The organism is Rhodospirillales bacterium (genome assembly GCA_016712595.1).
GTDB lineage: Bacteria > Pseudomonadota > Alphaproteobacteria > Rhodospirillales > Defluviicoccaceae > Defluviicoccus.
The window spans coordinates 25601-46012 of record JADJQT010000006.1 but is presented as its reverse complement, the minus strand read 5'-3'; the positions used below and the strand labels follow the sequence as shown (position 1 = coordinate 46012).

Sequence of the window (20412 nt, the reverse complement as noted above, 5' to 3'; positions counted from 1 at the left end):
GTGCCAGACGGCCGGATGGCCGCCTTCGCCGGTTGGTCTCGGCCGATCGGTGGGGAGGAAAGTCCGGGCTCCACGGAAACACGGTGCCGGGTAACGCCCGGCGGGGGCGACCCCAGGGAAAGTGCCACAGAAAGCAAACCGCCGGCCGGGGTCAGCGCATGGCGCGCCGGCCTGCCGGTAAGGGCGAAAGGGTGCGGTAAGAGCGCACCGCGTTCCCGGTAACGGGGACGGCATGGTAAACCCCACCGGGAGCAAGACCAAATAGGGACGACACGCCGGGCCTCGCCCGGCAGGCGGGTCTTCGCGCCGTCGTCCGGGTCGGTCGCGCGAGGCGTCCGGTAACGGGCGTCCCAGATGAATGGCCATCACCCGCGGCGACGCGGGAACAGAACCCGGCTTACAGGCCGTCTGGCACCCGCCTGCTCGCAGGCGGAAACGCCGCGCGCGTTGGCCGGTCGCGCTGGGCGCATCGCCGAGCACTGGGCGCGCAGCGCCGACCGCGAGGCGGGAGCGGGGCTCACCCCTGTTCCCCATCGCTCGTGCCGGCCATCCCGCGCCCGCACCAGCGATGGGGAACAGAACATAAATAGAACAAATAATGATCAAAAAAATCAGCTCGTGGGCCCGCGATGCATGCGATTCGCAAAAGTGGGGTCTGAGACGATCATGGCCCCTTGATTTTGTGCTCGAGCGTCCACTGCGACTTAACTTGCCAACATCTGCCCCAATCGCCGCCGGCTGTGGATAAGCACTTCGAAAGACCAGATGAATCCATACCATCCCATTGACCACCATTAATGCCCATGATATCCCATTAGTAGACGGTGCGGCGGTTCAGCCTGGAGCGAGGACTGGGCGAACAAGAACGGGGTAAATCGCGGCGCCCAAGCTCGGAGTTTCCGAAGGGGCTGCAATGCCGCTATTGGTCGGCCAGCACACCAACAGGATCGACCGGAAGGGCCGCGTCTCCGTGCCGAAGCAGTTTCGTGATTTTTATCAGGCGAGGGGCGGGGCGTTTGCCGGCGTCTACGTGTTCCCGTCGCCAAAGCTGGCGGCCATAGAGGGAAGCGACGAACAGTTCATGGAGCGGATCGCGGCAAGCCTCGACGACCTCGCCTTGTTCTCCGAAGAGCAGAATGACCTCGCGACGGTGATCCTCGGCAGCGCCCACGCGTTGCCGTTCGATCCGGAGGGCCGCGTGGTGCTGCCCGCGGAACTGCTGGCCTACGCCGGCCTCGACGGCGAGGCGACCTTCGTCGGTCGCGGCAATACCTTCCAGATCTGGCATCCGGATGCCTACAGGGGGCGTCACGCCGAGGCGGCTGAGCGCGTGCGCGAGCGCGGCGCGACGCTGAGTCTGAGGCCGGGTGCGCGGCCGGGACCGGAGGTGGGGCGATGAGCACGCCCGTGGTCGCGAACGGTGCGCCGGAAGTATCCGCTTACCCGGTCCATGCCCCCGTCATGCTGGAAGAGGTGCTTGAAGCGCTGGCGCCACGCGCCGGGGCGGTCATCGTCGATGCCACGTTCGGAGCGGGCGGCTACAGCCGGGCCGTGCTCGAGGCCGCCGCGTGTTCCGTTGTCGGGATTGATCGCGACGCCGAGGCCTGCGCCAGGGCGACACCACTGATCGCGGAGTTCGCCGGGCGGCTCAGCATCGTGCGCGGGCGGTTTGGTGACCTCGCCGACCTGGCGGCTGAGCGGGGCCTCGAGCAGATCGACGGAATTGCCTTTGATCTCGGCGTTTCCTCGCCGCAGATCGACACGCCGGCGCGGGGGTTCTCCTTCCGCTTCGACGGCCCGCTCGACATGCGCATGGACACGCTCGGTGGCGCGACCGCCGCCGATGCGGTGAACCGGCTGGCGGAGCGTGACCTTGCCGATCTGCTGTTCACCCTGGGGGGCGAACGCGCATCCCGGCGCATCGCCGCCGCGATCGTCCGTGCCCGCGGCCAAGCGCCGATCGAGACAACCGCCCGGCTGAGCGAGATCGTCCATTCGGTGCTGCCGCGCGCCGGCGACGGGCTCGATCCGGCGACGCGGACGTTTCAGGCCCTGCGCATCTGGGTCAACGACGAACTCGGCGAACTCGACCGCGGCCTCATTGCGGCGGAGCGCCTGCTCGCGCCCGGCGGCCGTCTCGTCGCCGTCGCCTTTCATTCGCTGGAGGATCGGATCGTGAAGACATTCCTGAGGCAGCGCTGCGGCGCCGCGGCGCGGGTCTCGCGCCACGCGCCGGAGGCGAGCGCGGCGCAGATGCCGCTGGCGCCGAGCTTTCGGCTGATGACCCGCAGGCCGCTGCGGCCGCGGGACGAGGAGGTCGAGCGTAACCCGCGTGCCCGCTCGGCGCGGCTGCGGGCGGCAGAGCGCACGGATGCGCCGATATGGAGCGGACCGGTCGGAGCGGGACCGGTGGAAACGAGGAGGGCGGCATGAGCGGCTGGTCGACGTTTGTAAGGCAGGCGACGGCATTGTGCCTGCTGCTGGCGGTGGCACTTGCGGTCGTGCTGCTGACGGTGACCCATCAGGTCAAGGGGCTGGAGGAAGAACTCGGCAGCCTGCACGAGAGCATCGCCGACGAGCAGCAGACGATCCACGTGCTGCGCGCGGAATTCAGCTTCCTCGCCGATCCGGAACGGATTCGTCGGCTGGCCAGCGCGCATCTCGGTCTGGTTCCGATCGAGCCGACGCAGTTGAGTTCGTTCGCCGCGCTTGATAACAACGCGCCGCGCAAGCCAAACGATGGAACGATCGTGCGCCCGCGCGCCGGGGTGCGAGTCGCCTCTGCGGAGCGCCGCTGATGGCCGGAGGGGGAGGATCGCCCAAGTCGCGCGCGGCGGCGGTCTATCTCGACGGCGCACGGCACCGGGCACTTGATACCGCGCGTAACCGCCTGCTGGCGACGGGTGTGATCTTTGCCTTGGCGTTCACGGTGATGGCGGGGCGTCTCGTCGATTTGACCGTTCTCGATGGCGGGCGCGATCACCCCCACGCCGCCGGCGCCTCCGTCGCCAAGGCGGATGTTCGCGGCGATATCGTCGACCGCAATGGCGCGGTGCTGGCGACCAGCCTGCCGACGGCCTCGGTCTATGCCGATCCGAAGGAGGTCCTCGATCCGGATGCGGCGGTCACCGCGTTGGCGCGCGTGCTGCCGGACCTCGATACGGCGGTCGTCCGCACCCGGCTGAACAGCCCGTCGCGCTTCGTCTGGGTGCGGCGCGGCCTCACGCCCGAACAGCAGCAGCAGGTCAATAGCCTCGGCATTCCCGGGATCGGGTTCGTCACCGAGCGGCGCCGGGTTTATCCGCATGGCGCTGCCGTCGCCCACGTCGTCGGGTTTACCGACATCGATGATCACGGCATTGCCGGCGTCGAGGAGTCCTTCGATAAGTCCCTGGCGGCGGGCGAGCGACTCCGGCTTGGTCTCGATATCCGCGTGCAGCACATCCTGCGCCATGAGCTTGAGGCGTCGCGGGTCGAATTCCACGCCCTCGGTGCGGCGGGAATGGTGCTCGACACCACGACCGGGGAGGTCATCGCCATGGTCTCTCTGCCCGATTTCGATCCGAACGAGCCGGTGCTCGACCCCGAAGACGATGCCCGCTTCAACCGGGTGACCAAGGGTGTCTACGAGATGGGCTCAACGATGAAGCTGTTCACCGTCGCCTCGGCTCTTGATACGGGGACGACATCGTTGACCGGGGGCTATGATGCCAGCCGGCCGTTGCACGTCTCGCGCTTTACCATTTCCGACTACCACGCGAAGAACCGCTGGCTGTCGACGCCGGAGATCTTGATCTATTCGTCGAATGTCGGTGCGGCACTGATGGCGCTCGACGTCGGCACGACCTTGCAGCGCCAATACCTGCAGCGGCTCGGCCTGCTGACGCCCGCGGCGATCGAACTGCCTGAAGTCGGCAAGCCACTCATCCCGTCGCCTTGGCGTGAGATCAACACGATGACCGTGGCGTTCGGTCACGGTATCGCGATTACGCCGCTGCAGCTGGTGAACGGCGTTGCGGCACTGGTCAACGGCGGACGTCTGCGCCCGGCACAGCTCGAATATCAAGAAGACCGTTCCGCTCGCGCCGGCACGCCGGTTATCTCGCCGAAGACATCGAAGGAGATGCGCATGCTCATGCGCCAGGTCGTGCTGCACGGCACGGGCAGCAAGGCCGACGTCCCCGGATACAAGGTCGGCGGCAAGACGGGTACCGCGGAAAAGCTGGCCCACGGACATTACATCGCCAAGGCGCTCATCTCGTCGTTCATCGGTGCGTTTCCGATCGACGATCCGAAGTACGTCATTCTCGCGATGCTGGACGAGCCGAAGGGGAACCGGTCCACCGCCAACTATGCCACTGGCGGTTGGGTAGCAGCGCCGGTGGTGGCGCGCCTCGTCCGCCACATGGCGCCGCTGCTCGGCATTCCGCCGGTACCGGACGACGAGTTGCCGGACGGTGTGCGCAAAGCTTCGGCGGAGCGTGATCGCCAGCGGGCGCTGCCTGCGGTGGGACCGCGACCACTGCCCGCCATGGCAACGCAACCGGAACGGCCGCTCGCGCCCAAGGTCGCGGTTCTGCCAAACGCGGGAAAGAGCCGGGAAAAGCGGTTTGCAGCTAACTGAACTCCTGTCGGGATTGGGCGAGACCGTGTACGCAGCCGAGATTTCCGGCCTACGCATCACCGGGCTTACCGCGGATTCGCGACAGGTCCAGGCCGGGTTCCTGTTTGCCGCGCTCGCGGGCAGCCGCGCCGACGGCAACGCTTATATCGACGACGCGGTGCGCCGCGGCGCGGCGGCGGTCCTTGCCGCGCGCGGCACGGTCCGCCAGCCCGGGGCGGACCGTGGTGCGCTGGCACCCGTGGCGCTGATCTTCGACGACAACCCCCGCCGGCGATTTTCGCTGCTCGCCGCCCGCTTCTACGCCCGTCAGCCCAAAACCATCGTCGCCGTCACCGGCACGAACGGCAAGACCTCGGTCGCCTGGTTCACCCGTCAGATCTGGGCGAAGCTGGGTCACGTATCGGCCTCGCTCGGCACCCTCGGGCTTGACGCGCCGGGAATGCGCCGCGCCGGAAACCTGACCACGCCCGATCCCGTGGCCCTGCACCAGTCCCTCGCCGCTCTCGCCGACGCCGGCGTCGATCATCTGGCGATGGAGGCGTCGAGCCATGGACTCGACCAGTATCGTCTCGACGGCACGCGCATCGCCGCGGCGGCGTTCACCAACCTGACGCGCGATCACCTCGATTATCACCAAACGATGGATGCCTATCTCGCGGCGAAGCTGCGCTTGTTCTCGGAGTGCGTTGCCGACGGCGGGGCGGCGGTGATCTGCGCCGATTCTCCTTATGCCGCGAGCGTGCGCAACGTTGCCGAAGCACGCCAACTGCGTGTGCTGACCTACGGTCGCACCGAAGGTGCTGATCTTCGCATCGTAGCGATCGAACCGGTTGCCGAGGGTCAGCGCGTGCGGCTGGCGGTGGGCGGCAGCTTCCGCACGGTCGACCTGCCGCTCGCCGGAAGCTTCCAGGTGGAAAACGCACTGGCGGCGGCCGCGCTCGTGATCGTCACCGGCGGCGATCTTGACACTACGATCGATGCGCTGCCCAGCCTTGCTCCGGTTCGCGGACGGATGGAGCGGGTGGCGCAATCGCGGTCCGGCGCTTCGATATACGTCGATTACGCGCATACGCCGGACGCGCTCGCCGCGGCGCTGACGTCGCTGCGCCCACAGGTCCGCGGCCGTCTGGTCGTCGTCTTCGGCTGCGGCGGCGATCGCGATGCCGGCAAGCGTCCGCAGATGGGGCGTCTCGCCGCCGAGCTCGCCGACCGGGTGGTTATCACCGATGACAATCCACGCAGCGAGGACGCCGCTGCCATCCGCGCTGCCATCCGCGCCGCGTGCCCCGACGCCGAGGAGATCGGCGGGCGCGGTGAGGCGATCGCCGCTGCGGTGGGCATGCTGGCCGCCGGTGATGTCCTGTTGATCGCCGGCAAGGGGCACGAGAGTGGTCAGATCGTCGGCGGAACCGTCTTGCCGTTCGACGATGCCGAGGTCGCCCGCGATGCCGTTCGGGGGGAGGACGCGTGATGGATGTCCCGCCGCTGTGGTCGAGCGATGATGCGACGCGCGCGGTGAACGGCCGGTCGACCGGATCGTGGGTCGCGTCGGGCGTATCGATTGATTCGCGCACGCTCCGGCCCGGCGATCTGTTCATCGCGCTCAACGGTCCAAACTTTGACGGTCACGCCTTTGTTGCCGATGCGCTGGCGCGCGGCGCGGCTGCGGCGCTCGTCTCGCGGCCGCTGCAAGGGATTGACGATCGCGCGCCGCTGCTCGTCGTCGACGATACGTTCGATGCGCTCTGGGCCCTTGGTCGTGCTGCGCGCGCGCGCAGCCGGGCCGGCATCGCCGCCGTGACCGGCAGCGTCGGCAAGACCGGGGTGAAGGAGGCCCTGCGCCTGGTGCTCGGACGGCAGGGGCCGACACATGCGAGCGAGGGCAGCCTCAACAATCATTGGGGTGTTCCGCTCAGCCTTGCCCGGCTATCGCCGTTCGCTGCTTATGCCGTCTTCGAGATGGGAATGAACCATGCGGGCGAGTTGACGCCCCTCAGCCATCTCGTTCGCCCGTCGGTGGTCGCGATCACCACGGTCGACGGCGTGCACAAGGCGCACTTCGCCTCCCTGGAGGCGATCGCCGATGCCAAGGCGGAGATCTTCGACGGGCTGCAGGCGGACGGTACCGCCGTCCTTTATCGCGACAGTCCGTACTTTGCCCGGCTGACGCGCCTTTCCGGTGCCGCTGGGGTAGCGCGGTTGATCAGCTTCGGCAGCCACCCGCATGCCGACGTCCGCCTGCTCGAGACGTCGTCCGACGCCAACGGCGCGTCCGTGGTCGCGAACGTCGCCGGAACCCGGGTGGCCTTTCACCTCAACGTCGTCGGCCGCCATTGGGTGACGAACGCGCTGTGCGTGCTGGCGGTGGCCGCGGGGCTCGGCGCCGATGTGCCAGCCGCCGCCGCCGCTCTCGCCGATGTCCGCGCGCCGAAGGGACGCGGGTTACGAGCGAGTGTTCTCGTTCCGGGCGGCTCCATCGAGGTGATCGACGACAGCTACAACGCCAGCCCGCCGTCAATGGCGGCGGCGCTCGACGTTCTCGGCTACATCCGGCCGCGCCCCGGCGGACGACGAATCGCGGTCTTGGGTGACATGCTCGAGCTGGGAGACGAGGCACCAGCCTTGCACGCGGCGCTCGCCCGGCCGATCGCCGATAGCGCTGTCGATCAGGTCTTTACCGCCGGCCCGCTGATGGCTCATCTGCACGCGGCATTGCCGGCGGCGGTGCGGGGCGCGCACGCGGCCGATTCGTCGGCCCTCGCGGGCATCGTCGCATCGTCGGTCCGGCCGGGCGACGTCATCAGCGTCAAGGGTTCGGCAGGAAGCCGGATGCGCCGTGTCGTTGATGCGCTTTTTGCCCTCGGTGAAGACGAAAACAAGGACGGCGCACCTGCTGCTGCCGGGAATCAAAACTGATCATGCTCTACCATCTATTCGTTCCATTCGCCGAAGAATTTATTGCTTTCAATGTCTTTCGTTACATTACCTTCCGCTCGGGAGGTGCGCTGCTGACGGCGTTGCTGATCAGCTTTTTCGTTGGCCCGGGACTGATCCGCATGCTGCGCGCCCGGCAGAACGGCGGTCAGCCGATTCGCGCCGACGGTCCGGAAAGCCATCTGCTGACCAAACGCGGTACGCCGACGATGGGCGGGTTTCTCATCCTGCTAGCGCTGACCGTCTCGACGTTATTGTGGGCCGACCTCGCCAACGGCTTCGTGTGGGTGGCGCTGATGGTAACCATCTCCTATGGCGCCATCGGCTTTCTCGACGACTACCGCAAGATCGCCTACCGCAACAGCCGCGGGTTGCCTGGCCGGGCCAAGCTGTTCCTGCAGGTGATTATCGCCGGATCGGCGGCGTTGTGGATTACCCAGCTCACTCCGGTGCCGTTGCAGGACCACCTCGCCGTTCCGTTCTTCAAGAACTTGCTGATCGATTTCGGCTGGGCCTACATCCTGTTTGCCATCGCCGTTATCATCGGCGCGTCCAACGCGGTCAATCTCACCGATGGGCTCGATGGCCTTGCCATCGTCCCTTCGATGATCGTCGCCGGTGTTTTCGCCCTTGTCGCCTATCTCGTCGGCAACGCGGTGTTCGCCAACTACCTGCAAATTCACTACGTCCCCGGCACCGGCGAACTCAGCGTCTTCTGCGGCGCTTTGATCGGCGCCGGGCTTGGCTTCCTGTGGTTCAACGCCCCGCCGGCGCGTGTCTTCATGGGAGATACCGGCTCGCTCTCGCTCGGCGGCGCGTTTGGCGCGATCAGCGTTTCAACCAAGCATGAACTGGTGCTGGCGATCGCCGGCGGATTGTTCGTGCTGGAGACCGTCTCGGTGATCGTCCAAGTCGCCTCGTTCAAGCTCACTGGTAAGCGCGTGTTCCGCATGGCGCCGCTGCACCATCACTTCGAGAAGATGGGCTGGGCGGAGCCCACCATCGTCATTCGCTTTTGGATCATCGCCTCGGTCCTGGCGCTGATCGGCCTGTCGACGCTGAAACTGAGGTAGCCGCCGATGATCGACCTCGGCTTTCTCGACGATCGCCCCTATGCCGTCCTCGGTCTTGGTCGGAGCGGCCGTGCGACGGCACGCGCACTCGTGGCCGCGGGCCGCACCGTGATGGCATGGGATGACGATGCCGGCGCGCGTGCCACCGCCGTCGCCGAAGGGGTGCCGATCGTCGATCTGCGGACCGGCGTTCTGGGCGATTCGGTGGCACTCGTCCTCAGCCCCGGTATTCCCCACACCCATCCCGCGCCCCATCCGATCGTTGCCCGGGCGAAGGCCTTGGGAATCGAGGTCTATGGCGACATCGAGCTTTTGTTTCGCGCCGCACCCGAGGCGACGTTTGTCGGGGTTACGGGCACCAATGGCAAGTCGACGACGACGGCTTTGATCGGTCACATCCTCGCCGCCGCCGGTGCGGACTACCGTATGGGTGGCAACCTCGGGCCACCTGTTCTGGATTTTAGTCCTACACACACAAAAACTATTTGTGTTTTGGAGATGTCATCATATCAATTGGAGCTAACGCCAAGTTTAGTGTTTAATGTCGCTGTGCTGCTCAACATATCGCCCGATCACCTCAACCGCCATGGCGGACTGGAGGGTTACATCACCGCCAAGCGGCGTATTTTCGCCGGTGAATCGGCGGGTGGCACGGCTATCGTAGGCGTCGATGATGCGCACTGCCGCGACATCTGTCGCGAACTCACCCAGCGCTGCGACCGCCGGGTTCTCGTCGTCTCTGGAATCCGCCGCGTCGGCGGCGGCGCGTTTGCCGAGGACGGCATTTTGTCTGACGCGATCGACGGTGGTCCGAAGCCGATGCTCGACCTCGTCACAGCCCGCGCGTTGCCCGGCGCCCACAACGGACAGAACGCGGCCGCCGCCTATGTAGCGGCCTGTGCGCTCGGCATCGATCGCGAGGTCACGCTGAACGCGATCGCCGACTTCCCCGGTCTCGCGCATCGGCAGGAGGCGATCGGAACCATTGATGGTGTCACCTACGTCAACGATTCAAAAGCGACCAATGGCGATGCCGCGGTGCGCGCGCTGGTCTGCTACGACGACATTCACTGGATCGCCGGCGGCCGGCCGAAGGAGGATGGTCTCGAGGCGGTTCTCCCATGGCTGGACCGGGTAAGTCACGCGTACCTCATCGGCGAAGCTGAAGAGGCGTTTGCCCGCGACCTCGACGGCCGGGTACCGGTCACGCGCTGCGGAACGCTCGACCGGGCGGTGGCGGCGGCAAGCGGTCGAGCGGAGCCGGGCTCTGTGGTGCTGCTGTCCCCGGCGTGTGCCTCGTTTGATCAGTTCGCCAATTTCGAAGCGCGCGGCGATGCCTTCCGCGCCCTGGTGGAGGCGCTGGAACGATGAGCATCGCCTTTGCCCGCACCGATAAGAGTCTGCTCAGCCGCTGGTGGTGGACGCTTGATCGCTGGACTTTGGCGGCGGTGCTGCTTATCGCCGCGCTTGGCATCGTCCTGACGATGGCGGCTTCGCCGCCGGTGGCCGAGCGCATCGGCCTTGATCCGTTCTACTTCGCCCGGCGGCAGGCGTTTTATGTCCCGTCGGCGCTGATCGTCATGGTGGCGACATCGCTGCTGTCGCCGAAGGGCGTGCTGCGTGCCTCGGCGATCATGCTCGTCGTCTCGTTCCTCGCCACCCTCGCCACGCTGTTCATTGGCGCCGAGGTTAAGGGGGCGACGCGCTGGCTTTATATCGCCGGTGTATCGATCCAGCCCTCGGAATTTCTCAAGCCGGCGCTCGCGGTGGTCAGCGCCGCATTGATCGCCAACAGCCGCTCAAAGGAAGGAATCCTCGGCTATCCACTGGCAACACTGCTGCTGGCGGCATCCTGCGCGATCCTCATCCTGCAGCCGGACATCGGCACGACCCTCCTGCTTTGCGCAGGATGGTGCCTGCAGATTTTCCTCGCCGGCTGTCCGCTGGTGCTGATCGCCCTGATCGGGCTCCTGTTCATTGCCGGCGGCGTGGGCGCCTACTTCATGTTCGAGCATGTGCACCAGCGGATCGATCAGTTCCTCGATCCGGCAAGCGGCGAGGGCTATCAGGTCAAGCGGGCGATCGAGGCGTTCCACAGCGGCGGGCTGTTCGGCCGTGGCCCGGGCGAGGGGCATGTCAAGGAGGTCCTGCCGGACGCGCACGCCGACTTTATCTTCGCGGTCGCCGGCGAGGAATTCGGCCTGTTTCTCTGCCTGCTGCTCGTCGGGCTGTTTGCCTTTGTGGTTCTGCGCGGCTTTATACGCGCGTTCAAGGACTCCGACCTGTTTGTTCTGCTGGCGGTCGGTGCCCTGCTGGCGCTCTTCGGCATGCAGGCGCTGATGAACATGGCCTCGACCATGCATTTGATGCCGCCGAAAGGCATCACCTTGCCGTTCATCTCCTACGGCGGTTCGGCGACGATCGCGCTCGCCTGGTCCGTTGGTATGGTGCTGGCGTTGACCCGCGACCGGCCTGACCCGGGAGGGCGTCGATGACTTCCGATCGCGTTCGTGTCGTTCTCGCCGCTGGCGGGACCGGCGGCCACGTTTTCCCGGCGGAGGCGCTCGCCTCGCAACTCTGCGAGCGTGGCGTCGAGCCGGTTCTGTTCACCGACCATCGCGGGGTTTCGTTTCACGGCGAGATGCAGGTCAGGCGTATCCGCGGCGGCGGGATTGCCGGCAAGACCTTGTCGCAGAGGGCGCGCAGCATGGCCGCGCTCGGCACGGGTCTGCTTGAGGCCTCATGGGCATTGCGGCGCCTACGGCCGAGCGCCGTCGTCGGCTTCGGTAGCTATGCGTCGGTGCCGACGGTGCTGGCGGCAAGCTTCGCGGGTATCCCGGTGATCCTGCACGAGCAGAACGCCCGCCTCGGCCGCGCCAACCGTCTCCTGGCACGGCGCGCTCAGCGCATCGCCACCGCCTTCGACGTCGTCGCCGGCCTGCCGGAGGACAGCGCGCATCGGGTCGTGCGCACCGGCATGCCCGTGCGGCCATCGTTTGCCCGGCTTCGCGACCGGGCCTACCAACCACCCGAGCCGGGCGGAGCGATCCGCGTGCTCGTTCTCGGCGGCAGCCAGGGGGCGCGGGTGTTCGGTGATGTGCTGCCGGCCGCGGTCGACCGGCTGAACGCCCGCCTGCGCACGCGCCTGCTCATCTGCCAGCAGTGCCGACCGGAATCGCTCGATGCGGTCGAGGACGCCTACCGGCGCATCGGCATTCACGTCGAGCTTGCCAGCTTTTTTGATGACGTTCCGCAGCGCTTGGCCAGCGCGCACCTGCTGATCGCGCGCGCTGGCGCCTCGACGATCGCCGAGATCACCGCGGTGGGTTGCCCGGCCGTGCTGGTGCCGTATCCCTTCGCCGCCGACGATCACCAGACGGCGAACGCGCAGGCTATCGCCGAGGCCGGTGGTGCCTGGCTGATTCCGCAAGCTGCCCTGACGCCGGAAGGACTCGCCGCCCGCCTCGAGGAGGTGGTCGCCCATCCGCAGATGCTGTGCGACGCCGCCGCTGCGTCGCGCGCCGCCGGTTTCGAGCGGGCCGCCGGCCGTCTCGCCGACCTCGTGCTCGAAGTCATCGGCTCGGCGCCACGCGAAACCATCATCACCGGCGGGAGGCTGGCCGCATGAAAACGATACCGATGGATATCGGTCCCATTCACTTCGTCGGTATCGGCGGCATCGGCATGAGCGGCATCGCCGAGTTGATGCACAGTCTCGGGTACCGGGTGCAGGGCAGTGACCGCGCTGATGGCGCCAACGTCCGGCGCCTGGTAGGCAAGGGTATCCCGGTGACGATCGGGCACGGCGAGGCCAATCTCGGCGACGCCCAGGTCGTCGTCATCTCCTCGGCGGTCAAGGCCGACAACCCCGAGGTCGCCGCCGCCCGCCGGCTGCTGATCCCGGTGGTACGCCGCGCCGAGATGCTGGGCGAGCTGATGCGTCTGAAGTGGTCGATTGCCGTCGGCGGCACCCACGGCAAGACGACGACGACCTCGCTCGTCGCTCAGGTGCTCGACGCCGCCGGCCTTGATCCGACCGTCGTCAATGGCGGCATCATCAATGCCTGGGGTTCGAACGCGCGGCATGGCTCCGGCGACTGGATGGTGGCCGAGGCCGACGAATCCGATGGCACGATGGTCAAGCTCCCGGCGACAATCGCCGTGATCACTAACATCGATCCCGAGCATCTCGACCACTACGGCACCTTTGAGGCGTTGCGCGAGGCGTTCGTTACCTTCGCCGCCAACATCCCGTTTTACGGGATCGCCGCTCTGTGCGTCGATCATCCCGAGGTGCAGGGAATCCTGCCGCGCCTTCTCGACCGCCGTGTCGTTACCTACGGATTTAGCCCGCAGGCGGACGTGCGCGGGATAGACGTGCGTGCCAACGGCGAGGGGGTGCGCTTTTCCGCCGTGATTACCGACCGCAAGACCGGCGCCAGCCGGACGGTCGCCAACCTGTTCCTGCCCATGTTCGGTCGGCACAACGTCCAGAACGCCCTGGCGGCGCTGGCCGTCGCCGGCGCCGTCGGCATCGACGATGCAGTGGTTGCCCGCGCGTTCTCGACCTTCGGCGGCGTGAATCGGCGGTTTACCCGCTGCGGCGACGTCGATGGCATCGCGATCATCGATGACTACGGTCATCATCCCGTCGAGATCGCCGCCGTTCTCGCCGCGGCACGCACGGTGGCCAAGGGCCAGGTGATCGCCGTCGTCCAGCCGCACCGCTATAGCCGCCTGCAGAACCTGTTCGAGGGGTTCTGCTCGTGCTTCAACGATGCCGACGTGGTCGTTGTCGCTGACGTCTATCCGGCGGGCGAGGACCCGATCGCAGGGGTCGACCGCGATGCGCTGGTCGACGGTTTGCGGGCGCGCGGCCATCGGCGCGTGCTGGCGCTGGCCGACCGCGGTGACCTTGCCACGACCATTTCCGAGCTTGCATACCCCGGTGATCTCGTCGTGTGTCTTGGCGCCGGCAATATCAGCCAGTGGGCGCACGCGCTGGCCGGTGAGGTCACTGAATTGCGACGCGGCAGGGCGGGAGCTGCGGCATGATGCCGGCGGCACGTGCCCTGCCCCGACTGATCGACCGGCTGCCGGACGTCCGCGGCCGCTATGCCGAGGCCGTCCCGCTGGCGCCGATCACCTGGTTCCGCGTCGGCGGACCGGCAGAGGTGGTGTTCCGGCCGGCCGATGCCGAGGATCTCGCGGCGTTTGTCGCCGCCAAGCCGGCCGACGTCCCGCTGACCGTGCTGGGTGTCGCATCCAACCTGTTGGTGCGCGACGGCGGTATTGCCGGCGTCGTCGTGCGCCTGGGGCGCGCATTCGCCGCCATTGACGTGAGCGACGAAACCATCACCGCCGGGGCCGGAGCGCTCGACGCCAATGTCGCGCGAACGGCCTGCGAGGCGGGCGTTGCCGATTTCGAGTTCCTCTCCGGCATCCCGGGGACGATCGGCGGCGCGCTGAGGATGAACGCCGGGGCCTACGGTAGCGAGATCAATGACGTTCTGACCGGTGTGCGGGTGATCGACGAGGCGGGTGTGATCCGCCGGGTGGGTACAGCGGACATGGCCTTTTCATATCGTCACTGCGGCGCACCCGCCGGATGGATTTTCCTTGAAGCGGCCCTGCGCGGCAGGGCCGGAAACGCCAGCGCAATCGCCCGACGCATGCAGGAGATCCGCGCGGCGCGCGATGGCACCCAGCCGGTGCGCGCGCGGACAGGCGGATCAACCTTCGCCAATCCGTCGGGAGCGAAGGCCTGGGAGTTGATCGATCGGGCCGGCTGCCGCGGCCTCGTGCTCGGCGGCGCCCAGGTCTCGCCACTGCACTGCAACTTCCTGATCAATACCGGCTCCGCTACCGCCGCCGATCTCGAGGCTCTGGGCGAGGAGGTGCGCCGGCGGGTTTTCCTTGAAACCGGCGTGGCGCTCGAGTGGGAGATTCACCGCATCGGCGTGCCGTCGGCCGATCATCGCCTGGAGGCGATCCAATGATCCATCGCCTGGAGGCGATCCAATGACAACCAGCGTTGCCGTGCTGATGGGAGGGTGGTCGTCCGAGCGGGAGGTCTCGCTGGTCAGCGGCGCAGCCGTGGCGGCGGCGCTGACCGAAGCCGGCTACGCAGTGCGGACCATCGACGTTCCGCGCGATCCGGCGCGGCTGCTGGCGCAGCTCGATCCACGCCCCGATGCGATCTTCAACGCACTGCATGGCCGCTGGGGCGAGGACGGCACCCTGCAAGGTCTGCTCGATATTCTCGCCATTCCCTATACCCACTCGGGGTTGCTGGCATCGGCGATGGCGATGCACAAGCCGACGGCGAAGCTGATGTTCGAGCGAGCCGGCATTCCGGTCGCCGAGCACGTCGTGGTGACCCGCGCTGAATTCGCCGCGGGCGATCCGCTGCCGCGCCCCTACGTTATCAAGCCGCTGAACGAGGGATCGAGCGTCGGTGTGCGCATCGTGCGCAACGGTGCCAACGTCGCCGTGATGAGCGATGAATGGACCTTTGGCGAGCGGGTGATGATCGAGCGCTTCGTGCCCGGCCGCGAGTTCACCGTCGCGGTGATGGGTGACCGGCCGCTTGGCGTAACCGAGATCACCACCGATCGCGGCTTTTATGATTATGACGCCAAATACGCGCCCGGCGGATCGCGCCACGTCGTGCCTGCCCAGGTTGACCCGGACATCTATGCGCAAACCATGGCGCTGGCGGTCAAGGCGCATCAGGCGCTCGGATGCCGCGGCGTTAGCCGCGCCGACCTGCGCTACGACGGCGAACGCCTCTACATGCTCGAGGTCAATACCCAGCCCGGCATGACGCCAACGTCCCTGGTGCCGGAACAGGCGTCGTTCGCCGGCATTCCCTTTCCCGAACTGGTGCGCTGGATGGTGGAGAACGCGGAGTTTGACCGATGATCGCAAGGCGTGGGCAATCGCGCGAAAAGCGCGGACAGAAGCGCGCCCGCGTCGCGCCATTCTGGCGGTCGCGCCCGGCGATATGTGGCGGCGCCGCGTTGCTGATCGGGGCGGTTGGTTTGGGCGGATGGCTGGCGTGGCGGGCGGAGCTGCCGCAGAAGTTGACCGACCGCAGCGTTCACTCGCTGGTCGCGACCTCGGCCAGGCTCGGCTTTGTCGTCCGCGACGTCTTCGTCGTCGGTCGGACGGAAACGCCGAAGGCGACGCTGCTCAACGCGCTCGGCGTCCGTCGCGGGGTTCCCATCCTCGCCATAGATCTGGAGGCGGCACGTGAGCGCGTCCAGCAACTCCCTTGGGTCCGTGACGCCTCCGTCCGCCGCGTCTTGCCCGATACCGTCATCGTCGAACTCGTCGAACGACGGCCGCTGGCCCTCTGGCAGCATGACAGCCGCTTCGCGCTGATCGACGAGACCGGGCAGGTGATCCTGCGCGACGACGTCGGGCCGTTCAGTGACCTCATGGTCGTTGTCGGCGAGGATGCGCCGGCCAATGCCAGTGCCCTCGTGCAGATGTTGGCACGCGAGCCGGATTTGATGCGCCGGGTCAAGGCGGCTGTGCGGGTAGGCGGGCGGCGGTGGAACGTGCACATGGCTGACGGCATCGACGTCAAGCTGCCGGAGCAGGAGCCGGAACAGGCGTGGCGCCGCCTGGCGGACTACCAGCGCCAGTACAACATTCTCGACCGGCCGGTCCAGACGCTCGACCTGCGGTTTTCCGACCGGCTGGTTGTCCGTCCGGTGGACGGCAGCGTCGAGGGAAAGGGTGCGTAATTTGGTCGCGGGCCTGAACCATTCGATACCGGACCATACGATAAGGGAAAAGCGGTGAAGCGAAATAAAGCGGCGGCACAGACGAAGGTGCGCAACGGCTTGATCGCTGCGCTCGACATCGGGACGACGAAGGTGTGCTGCCTGATCGCACGCGCCGGCAGCGGTGATGCGCTCGACGTCGTTGGCATTGGGCACCAGGCCTCGCAAGGGGTTCGCGGTGGCACCCTGATCGATCTCGACGGGGCGGAGACGACCATCCGCTCGACCGTCGAGGCCGCGGAGCGGATGGCTGGCGACAATATCCGCGGCGTCGTTGTCAACGTTTCGGCAGGCACGCCGCGCTCTCGGCTCGTCGCCTACGAGGTCGGCGTTGCCGGTCACGAGATCGGCGATGCCGATTTAAGGCGCATCCTTGATCCGCTCGGGTTCGCCGAGGCCGTGCCCGACGAGCACGATATTGTTCATGTCATTCCCGTCGGCTATTCGATCGACGGCTGCCGTGGTGTGCACGATCCGCGCGGGATGTTCGGCCAACGCCTCGGCGTCAACCTGCATCTGATCACCGCCTCGCTCGGTGCGGTGCGCAACGTCGCCACCTGCGTGACCCGCTGCCACCTCGAGGTCGAGGGCAAGGTGGTCTCGCCCTACGCCGCGGCTCTCGGTTGCCTGGTCGACGATGAAACCCAGCTTGGTGTAACGCTGATCGACGTGGGCGGGGGCACCACCTCGGTCGCGGTGTTCTTCGATTCCGAGCTGATTCACACCGACAGCATCCCCGTCGGCGGGTTGCACGTGACCCGGGATCTGGCGCGAGGCCTGTCGACGCCGATGACCCAGGCGGAACGGATCAAGACGCTCTACGGCAGTTGCCAGCCGTCGCCATCGGATTCGCGGCAGAGCGTCGAGGTCCCGCCGATCGCGGACGACGGCGCCGCCGAGCCGACGCATGTCCCGCGCTCGATGCTTGTCGGCATTATCCGCCCGCGCATGGAAGAGATCTTCGAGATGGTGCGCACCCGCCTGAAGGACGCCGGCTTCGATCGCGTCGCCGGCCGGCGGACGGTGCTCACCGGCGGCGCCTGCCAGCTCGCTGGGGCATCGGACCTGGCGGGGCAGATCCTCGACAAGCAGGTGCGCATCGGCCGTCCGCGCGGCGTCGCTGGCCTGCCGGAAGCGATGACCGGCCCGGCGTTCGCTACCTGCGCCGGTCTGCTCCGCTTCGCTGCCAACCAGGCGCGCGAGGGACTCGAACCGGTCTATCGCCCCGCCGAAAACCCGAGTGGCCGTTTCGGCCGTCTCGGCCAGTGGTTGCGTGAAAATTTCTAATGGGTTCTGAGCTGGATCAGACCAAACTCGAACGGAGGCTCACAAATGTCCATTAACCTCGGTTTCCCCAACGCCAGTCCGACACCGGAACTCCGGCCCCGGATCACCGTCATCGGTGTTGGCGGCGCCGGTGGCAACGCCGTCAACAATATGATCCGCGCCGGCCTCGAAGGCGTCGAGTTCGTCGTCGCCAACACCGATTCGCAATCTCTGGCCCAATCGTCCTGCGATCGCCGGGTGCAATTGGGCGTCACCGTCACCCAGGGCCTCGGCGCTGGCTCGCGTCCGGACATCGGCCGGGTCGCTGCTGAAGAGGCATTGGAGGACCTGATCCAGGAGATCCGCGGCTCCAACATGGTATTCATCGCCGCCGGGATGGGCGGCGGTACTGGCACCGGTGCCGCGCCGGTGATCGCCCGCGCCGCGCGCGAGCAGGGGATCCTCACCGTCGGTGTGGTCACCAAGCCCTTCCATTTCGAGGGGCAGCACCGCATGCGCATCGCCGATAACGGCATCGAGGAACTCGAGCAGTTCGTCGATACCCTGATCATCATCCCCAACCAGAACCTCTTTCGCGTCGCCAATGAGCGCACCACCTTCGCCGACGCCTTCAACATGGCCGACGACGTGCTGCACTCGGGCGTGCGCGGCGTCACCGACCTGATGGTCATGCCCGGCCTGATCAATCTCGACTTTGCTGATATCCGCGCGGTGATGAGCGAAATGGGCAAGGCGATGATGGGTACCGGCGAGGCCACCGGCGAGCGGCGCGCCCTCGACGCGGCCGAGGCGGCGATCTCCAACCCGCTGCTCGACGACGTCTCGATGAAGGGCGCGCGCGGCGTGCTGATCAACATCACCGGCTCAATGGACATGACTCTGTTCGAGGTCGACGAAGCCGCCAACCGCGTCCGTTCCGAGGTCGATCCCGACGCGTTCATCATCTTCGGCTCGACGTTCGACGAGGCGATGGAGGGTCGCATCCGCGTCTCCGTGGTGGCGACCGGCATGGACAGCATCGCCGCGGCGAAGCCGGTTCCGGCGACGAATGCTCCCGGCGGGGGTGTCGTGCGCAGTCTCAGCGAAGCGCGGCAGCAACAGGCGGCGCGCTCGCGCGAAGCGGTTGCCGGTGAAGCGGTGGCAGGCCGTTTTGCGGGCGAGGAGGGTGGTCTGGCGACGGCGCCCGCGGCTGCCGCTGATCATGAGATGGAGCGCTGGCAGGGCGAGGCGGCAACCGCGTCACGTGAGCCGGTGTTCTACGCCGCAGCGGAAGGCGGGCAGGCATCGGGCACGTTCGGCGCGCCGATTTCGGTCGCCCGCCCGGTTATCGGCGATGCTCGTCCGGCCGCGGATGTTTCTGCCCCTCGGGCGCAGGACGGCGAGGGTCAGCGCGGCAAGATGGCCAACCTGTTGGCGCGCGTCATGGGCACGACACCGACGCGCCCGCACAAGCCGGAAGCGACGGAAAGCGACGAAGTCCAGGCGCCCGCCAAGCGCCAGCCGCGGTTGGGCGGTGTCGGTGCCGAGGAACGGCTTCCGGCCTCGCAGGCCGAGGACGATCTTCTCGACATTCCGGCGTTCCTGCGCCGTCAGGCGAATTAAGCGCGCTGTCTGCCGACGTTTCCCGTCTGCCGACGGCTCGGCGTCGGCAGCGGGCCGGATGATGGGCCGCTAGGCGACGGCGGAAAGTGCCGTCAGACGCGGCGATGGAGGGCACCGCCGAAGGGCGGTGCTCTGTCGTTCGCTGCGGGGGGGGGGGGGGAATGCAGCGCGGACGGCGCGACAAAATCGCGTCGGCGTCTTGCATCTGCGGCGCGCCCGCGTGCTATAGTCCCGACCGAAGATAATCGTTCTCGCAGCAGTGGCTATTCGCCGATGTTCGATCTGGCTTCACCCAGCCGCCGCAAAACCGCTTTTGCCTGTTCCGCGCTCGTCGCCGGGCTGCTGGCGCTAACCGCCTGCGGCACGACGGAGGAGCCTTACGTCGAGCGTTCGGTCGACGAGCTCTACAATCAGGCGATGGACCAGCTTGATGGGGGTGACTACAAGAAGGCGGCGAAAACGTTCGATGAGGTCGATCGTCAACATCCGTATTCGAGCTGGGCGACGAAGGCAGAACTGATGTCTGCCTACGCGTCGTATCAGGCGAACGAGTATGACGACGCGGTCAACGCCTGCGACCGCTATATCGAACTGCACCCGGCCAACCCCGACGTTCCGTACGCCTACTACCTCAAGGGCCTCAGCTATTACGAGCGGATTTCCGACATCCATCGCGATCAGGAAATGACCGAACAGGCGAAGCGCGTGTTCGCGGAGCTTATCAGCCGCTATCCCGATAGCGAATATGCGCGCGATGCCCAGTTGAAGATCGACCTGTGCAACGATCACCTTGCCGGCGCGGAAATGGTCGTCGGTCGCTACTACCAGGAGCGCGGCTTTCAGCTCGCCTCGCTCAATCGCTTCCGCACCGTTGTCGAGAAATATCAGTCGACGACCCACGTGCCGGAAGCCCTGCTGCGCATGACCGAGGTCTATCGCGCGCTCGGGATCGACGACGAGGCGCGCAAGACGGCGGCGGTCCTCGGCTACAACTTCCCGCAGTCGCAATGGTATGCCGACGCCTACGCTCTCGTCGGCGGTGACGCGGGCAATGCATCGGCGCAACCGGTGGGGGCCTCCAGCCTCCGGTGAGCAGGAC

The 20412-nt window shown here is 67.0% G+C and carries 17 protein-coding genes and 1 other RNA gene; all 18 read left to right on the top strand.

Annotated elements, in window-relative coordinates; all coding sequences use genetic code 11:
• Positions 1-3 precede the first annotated feature (3 nt).
• The 18 genes from rnpB to IPK66_17960 all read left to right on the top strand — a co-directional run bounded on the left by rnpB (position 4) and on the right by IPK66_17960 (position 20405).
• Positions 4-416: RNase P RNA component class A (gene rnpB, locus IPK66_18045), an RNA gene on the top strand.
• 497 nt (positions 417-913) lie between these two features.
• Complete coding sequence (locus IPK66_18040) at positions 914-1399, top strand: division/cell wall cluster transcriptional repressor MraZ (GenBank protein ID MBK8177083.1); 486 nt, start codon at positions 914-916, stop codon at positions 1397-1399.
• Positions 1396-2433 carry a 16S rRNA (cytosine(1402)-N(4))-methyltransferase RsmH gene (gene rsmH / locus IPK66_18035; protein ID MBK8177082.1) on the top strand — a complete coding sequence of 346 codons (1038 nt, stop codon included), beginning with the start codon at positions 1396-1398 and terminating at the stop codon, positions 2431-2433. Before IPK66_18040 ends, rsmH begins: the two co-directional genes overlap by 4 nt.
• Positions 2430-2798, top strand: coding sequence for a cell division protein FtsL (locus tag IPK66_18030; GenBank protein ID MBK8177081.1), 369 nt, complete (start codon positions 2430-2432; stop codon positions 2796-2798). The genes rsmH and IPK66_18030 overlap by 4 nt, the downstream gene beginning before the upstream one ends.
• Positions 2798-4624 (top strand): penicillin-binding protein 2, encoded by a 1827-nt coding sequence (locus IPK66_18025; GenBank protein ID MBK8177080.1) that lies wholly within the window; start codon positions 2798-2800, stop codon positions 4622-4624. The genes IPK66_18030 and IPK66_18025 overlap by 1 nt, the downstream gene beginning before the upstream one ends.
• Complete coding sequence (locus tag IPK66_18020; protein MBK8177079.1) at positions 4611-6095, top strand: UDP-N-acetylmuramoyl-L-alanyl-D-glutamate--2,6-diaminopimelate ligase; 1485 nt, start codon at positions 4611-4613, stop codon at positions 6093-6095. Before IPK66_18025 ends, IPK66_18020 begins: the two co-directional genes overlap by 14 nt.
• A complete protein-coding gene (locus IPK66_18015; protein MBK8177078.1) occupies positions 6095-7540 on the top strand; it encodes a UDP-N-acetylmuramoylalanyl-D-glutamyl-2,6-diaminopimelate--D-alanyl-D-alanine ligase in 1446 nt (481 codons plus the stop codon). Before IPK66_18020 ends, IPK66_18015 begins: the two co-directional genes overlap by 1 nt.
• A gap of 2 nt (positions 7541-7542) precedes the next feature.
• A complete protein-coding gene (locus IPK66_18010; GenBank protein MBK8177077.1) occupies positions 7543-8631 on the top strand; it encodes a phospho-N-acetylmuramoyl-pentapeptide-transferase in 1089 nt (362 codons plus the stop codon).
• Positions 8632-8637: 6 nt separating this feature from the next.
• The gene (locus IPK66_18005; protein ID MBK8177076.1) at positions 8638-10002 is read left to right on the top strand and encodes a UDP-N-acetylmuramoyl-L-alanine--D-glutamate ligase; all 1365 of its coding nucleotides are present in this window, start codon (positions 8638-8640) and stop codon (positions 10000-10002) included.
• A complete protein-coding gene (locus IPK66_18000) occupies positions 9999-11126 on the top strand; it encodes a cell division protein FtsW (GenBank protein MBK8177075.1) in 1128 nt (375 codons plus the stop codon). Before IPK66_18005 ends, IPK66_18000 begins: the two co-directional genes overlap by 4 nt.
• On the top strand, positions 11123-12259 hold the full coding sequence (gene murG, locus IPK66_17995) for an undecaprenyldiphospho-muramoylpentapeptide beta-N-acetylglucosaminyltransferase (GenBank protein ID MBK8177074.1): 1137 nt from the start codon (positions 11123-11125) through the stop codon (positions 12257-12259). Before IPK66_18000 ends, murG begins: the two co-directional genes overlap by 4 nt.
• Positions 12256-13686 (top strand): UDP-N-acetylmuramate--L-alanine ligase, encoded by a 1431-nt coding sequence (locus IPK66_17990; GenBank protein ID MBK8177073.1) that lies wholly within the window; start codon positions 12256-12258, stop codon positions 13684-13686. Before murG ends, IPK66_17990 begins: the two co-directional genes overlap by 4 nt.
• Positions 13686-14630 (top strand): UDP-N-acetylmuramate dehydrogenase, encoded by a 945-nt coding sequence (gene murB / locus IPK66_17985; GenBank protein ID MBK8177072.1) that lies wholly within the window; start codon positions 13686-13688, stop codon positions 14628-14630. Before IPK66_17990 ends, murB begins: the two co-directional genes overlap by 1 nt.
• Positions 14631-14652: 22 nt before the next feature.
• Positions 14653-15555 carry a D-alanine--D-alanine ligase gene (locus IPK66_17980; protein ID MBK8177071.1) on the top strand — a complete coding sequence of 301 codons (903 nt, stop codon included), beginning with the start codon at positions 14653-14655 and terminating at the stop codon, positions 15553-15555.
• Positions 15552-16385: a cell division protein FtsQ/DivIB gene (locus IPK66_17975; protein MBK8177070.1), complete on the top strand. Its 834-nt coding sequence runs from the start codon at positions 15552-15554 to the stop codon at positions 16383-16385. The genes IPK66_17980 and IPK66_17975 overlap by 4 nt, the downstream gene beginning before the upstream one ends.
• Before the next feature lie 54 nt (positions 16386-16439).
• The gene (gene ftsA, locus IPK66_17970; protein MBK8177069.1) at positions 16440-17711 is read left to right on the top strand and encodes a cell division protein FtsA; all 1272 of its coding nucleotides are present in this window, start codon (positions 16440-16442) and stop codon (positions 17709-17711) included.
• Positions 17712-17756: 45 nt separating this feature from the next.
• Complete coding sequence (gene ftsZ / locus IPK66_17965; protein MBK8177068.1) at positions 17757-19313, top strand: cell division protein FtsZ; 1557 nt, start codon at positions 17757-17759, stop codon at positions 19311-19313.
• 273 nt (positions 19314-19586) lie between these two features.
• Positions 19587-20405, top strand: coding sequence for an outer membrane protein assembly factor BamD (locus IPK66_17960; protein MBK8177067.1), 819 nt, complete (start codon positions 19587-19589; stop codon positions 20403-20405).
• The last annotated feature ends 7 nt before the right edge of the window (positions 20406-20412 follow it).